Here is a 3,616-nt window from a genome sequence, read left to right on the forward strand (position 1 = left end):
CCAGCAGAGGCCGAAGCAAACTACCACTCGGCTCTGGAAACTCAGACAATGGCCGCGTAACTTACATCAACCAGCCTCCGGCAAAACCGGCGCGGTTCACGCCGCTGGCTCGATGGATCTTTAAGCATCGACAAAGTGATCTGCGTTATAAGATCCGATCTATCTGAAGCTGCAAATTGCTGACAGCTCTACATCCGGATCATCCGGGTGGGGGAGGGGTAAAGACTATTGACTTTGGCATGGGATCGGAGAGGGAGCCTTTCTTTGCAGCGAACGGAAATTGAATAGAGAAATACAATTTCTGGCTACGGCCTCTACCGTAATGGCCGCATCCTGCTGCATTGCAGACCTACGAACGAAGCGCGGCTAACCACCGCTTTGAGCCCAAAGGCGACTTAGGTGACGTGGGCAGTATCAATCATTAAGGGCGGGCAGCCGTCATTCTCTGCAAACGCGAACCGGCCACGGGGCTTCAGTGAAAGCCGACATTCAACTGAGCCTGCAACAAGGAATTTATCTGCACCGCCGCAGGTAGGCTCCGAGCCCGAAGCAGCCGAAGTTGCCCTATGCGGCTATCTCAACTGTTTGAAGATCTTTTTCTAGAGGACATTCGCTAGCGGCGGTGCGCTTAATGATGCCTGTATCTTGCAGGACCTAAATTATCTTGCGAACAGAGCCAGAGCGCGGCGGCAATAACATCCGGGATACGATTGACGAGCGTTTGGTGGGTGGTGAAGAGGTAGTTCGCCGTTACTCTCTCGAGGGGCGGTAAATATCGAATATCAGACGTGCTCACCGGCGATCAGGTCGGTGGCGCCACAGGTCCCACCACTTGCGCTTCAATCTGTGAATTGGCCTTGTCCTGGACCGTCTCGTAGGTATCCATCAGTAGGTCTCTGAGCCACAAATTCCCAGGATCGCGGCTGAGCCGTGACGACCAGACGAAGCGCACTGGAAAGCGCTCCGGCGTCACAACAGGGTGCATCGCACGCAGACTGTGCAGTTCCGTCTGGTCCGCCATCAACACTGCTGGCAAAGTTGTCAGAAGGTCCGTCCCGGCAAGGACCGCCCCGACCGCGGAAAACTCGCCGATCTTCGCGCCGATACGCCGCGCGGTCGCGGGATCGTCATTGCGGGCATCCACGGGGCTTGAGGTGTTGGTGGCAATCTTGACCTGCAGATGCGGCCATTTAGCCCAAGCCTCTGTCCCCCAATCCAGTAATGCTGGATGGTTCGCGCGGGCGAAGGTGTACCATGTGAACGGTTCCATTTCCTGTTCTTCGAGGCCCTCTGGCAAACGCAGATCCCCGCCCACATGTGCGACGTCGATCAGCCCATCGGCCACCGCGTCATAAACCTGTGTGCTGACGTTCAACCATTCGAGCGTCACCCCGGGGGCCTCCTTCCAGGCCCGGGCCAAGATCGCCGCAACCAACGACGATGTCGACGGCATCATGATCCGAAATACCCGGTCGCTGGTTTGTGGATCGAAAGGATGACGCGGCGCAAGCATCCGGCGCAGACCGCGAAGCAGAGGGCGCACGTCCTCGATCAACTGCAGCGCGTATGGGCTTGGCTGCATGCGTCCGCCAACCCGCACCAGGAGTGGATCATTCAGCTGTGTTCTGAGCCGCCCGAGCGCATGGCTCACCGCAGACGGTGTGACAGCCAGTCGGTCGGCTGCTGCGGTCAGCGTGCTCTCCTCCATCAGCGCCTCGAATGTGACAAGCAGATTCAGGTCGATCCGATGGAGTTGAATTTCGTTCATTGGCCCTGAATCCGTTTCGTTTCCCGAGAAGCGCTTTTCATGAGACAAGGATGACACTCCGGAGCGCAACACCAAACCTTAAATCACAAGGATCAATGCGATGGCCCTCAAGGTAATCGGCTCCGGTTTTGGCCGCACAGGTACTATGACGATGAAACAGGCCCTCGGAATGCTCGGCTTCGGCCCAACCCACCACATGACCGAAGTGATGGCATATCCAAAACAGCTTGCGCACTGGAAGGCCATCTTCGCCGGTCAGGACGTCGATTGGGCAGAGGTCTATAATGGCTACGTGTCGCAGGTCGACTGGCCCGGCGCGGCGTACTGGCAGGAAGCCTCTATCGCCTTTCCCGATGCCAAGGTTATCCATACCGAGCGCCCAGAGGACGACTGGTGGGCCAGCTACAACAGCACCATCGGCAAGTTCTTCGCCGTGCTGGATACACTTGAGTTACCACCCGAATTTGCCGACATCTTCGGGACGATGAAAGCCGGCTTGCCTTCTCGCACCTTCAGCGATTTCTCCGATCGCGACAGCGCAATTGCCGGTTATCGCGCAAACAACGCCCGTGTGCGGGAGCTTATTCCAGCCGAACGTCTCCTTGTGTTCAATGTTGCCGACGGCTGGGAGCCGCTCTGCCGCTTCCTCGACGTGCCCGTCCCGGACGCGCCATTCCCACGCTCCCATGCCCGCGATGAGTTCTGGGCGCATTTCGGCGGCGAGCCGGAGACTCCGTCCCGCGTGGCGGTCGAGGCGACAGACTGACACCGTTCGGTCTACGAAGGTTCATGGTGCCCAAAAGGGTATCGAGAGCCCGCTCGGCACGCTGAAAGCCAACTATGCAGGCAGTAATGCCTAGTCAGAATTTCTGGACCTGTCCGTCGGCCACCCGTGATATTCTGACTGTGATCGCGTGACAATGAATTGGAGGAAATCGATGATGACAACGCATTGCCACCAATTTGTGATCAGCGTCTACACCGCTCTGGCTGTGCTTTCAGCGTCAGCCGCTTGGTCCCAAGAAGTTTGGATGTTCGTGACCCACGAGGTCGAAGATTTTGATCGATGGCAGGTGCTCTTCGACCACGCTCTTCCAACCCGTCGTGCGATGGGTGAAATTGCGGCTCACATTCTGCACAATCCGAACGATGAGAACGTGGTCACCGTGTGGTTCGAATGGGACACGATGCAACGAGCGCGAGCCTGGGCGACCGATCCCGCATTGGCAAACGGCATGGCCGCAGCAGGTGTCATTTCAACCCCGGTTTTCTCTTTCTACGACATCAAAGCGGCACTTGGAAACATACCAGTGGTCTTGGGTCATCGCTGACGCCCTCTCCAAGCAGCCAAACTGTTCGAAAGGAGCTGTCAGACGGATTCGAACTCGTCTCTACTTGGACAGTGATGCTGTCACTTATGCGATGTAGAGATTGCGCCACTCGGCCAGAGCAGCGGCGCGGTTCCGCTTGAAATTCTGTCTGCTGTAGAGGCTGCGCTCCGAATTGAACAAGTTGTGGATTGAAGAGTGAACGGCGGCAAATTTCTGCAAACTTCGCATGCGCCTGAAACGAGACATCGCGCGTTCTCGTCGTCGAAATGGCAGGTGTGAGTTTTCTATCCTGTTGTTCAGCCAGCGACCCGTGCGCTGCCGATCTGCGTTCCCGATTTCCTTCATTGCGGCGCCGTATGACCGCAGGTTGTCGGTGACGATCTTTTCCGGCTGACCGTAACGCGTCATCAATTTACGTAGGAATTTCAATGCTGCTTTGCGATCTCGACGTTTGGTGACTAGGGCATCAAGAACTTCGCCTTCGTGATCAAAGGCGCGCCACATATAATGGGTCTCG

Annotated in this window: 4 protein-coding genes; 2 read left to right on the top strand and 2 right to left on the bottom strand. The window is 56.9% G+C overall.

The genetic code is table 11. The features are described from left to right. Positions 1-802: 802 nt before the first annotated feature. On the bottom strand, positions 803-1,768 hold the full coding sequence (locus EZV60_RS18845) for a LysR family transcriptional regulator (RefSeq protein ID WP_135507608.1): 966 nt from the start codon (positions 1,766-1,768) through the stop codon (positions 803-805). A gap of 100 nt (positions 1,769-1,868) precedes the next feature. Between EZV60_RS18845 and EZV60_RS18850 the strand changes: the two genes are divergently transcribed. Together EZV60_RS18850 and EZV60_RS18855 are read left to right on the top strand one after the other, a co-directional pair. Next, entirely contained in the window at positions 1,869-2,534 is a 666-nt protein-coding gene (locus tag EZV60_RS18850) for a sulfotransferase family protein (protein WP_135507610.1), read from the top strand. A 172-nt stretch (positions 2,535-2,706) separates the two neighbouring features. Further along, positions 2,707-3,099 carry a hypothetical protein gene (locus tag EZV60_RS18855; RefSeq protein WP_135507612.1) on the top strand — a complete coding sequence of 131 codons (393 nt, stop codon included), beginning with the start codon at positions 2,707-2,709 and terminating at the stop codon, positions 3,097-3,099. An 84-nt stretch (positions 3,100-3,183) separates the two neighbouring features. Here EZV60_RS18855 and EZV60_RS18860 read toward each other — a convergent pair. Beyond that, positions 3,184-3,616 (bottom strand): DDE-type integrase/transposase/recombinase (locus EZV60_RS18860; RefSeq protein WP_135507614.1); only part of this gene is annotated, 433 nt, incomplete at its 5' end.

It is taken from the genome of Roseovarius aestuariivivens (assembly GCF_004761875.1).
GTDB lineage: Bacteria > Pseudomonadota > Alphaproteobacteria > Rhodobacterales > Rhodobacteraceae > Roseovarius > Roseovarius aestuariivivens.

Bases quoted from the DNA above. Each gene is read 5' to 3' on its own strand.
- EZV60_RS18845 (WP_135507608.1), bottom strand. From the start codon at position 1,768: ATGAACGAAATTCAACTCCATCGGATCGACCTGAATCTGCTTGTCACA.
- EZV60_RS18850 (WP_135507610.1), top strand. From the start codon at position 1,869: ATGGCCCTCAAGGTAATCGGCTCCGGTTTTGGCCGCACAGGTACTATG.
- EZV60_RS18855 (WP_135507612.1), top strand. From the start codon at position 2,707: ATGATGACAACGCATTGCCACCAATTTGTGATCAGCGTCTACACCGCT.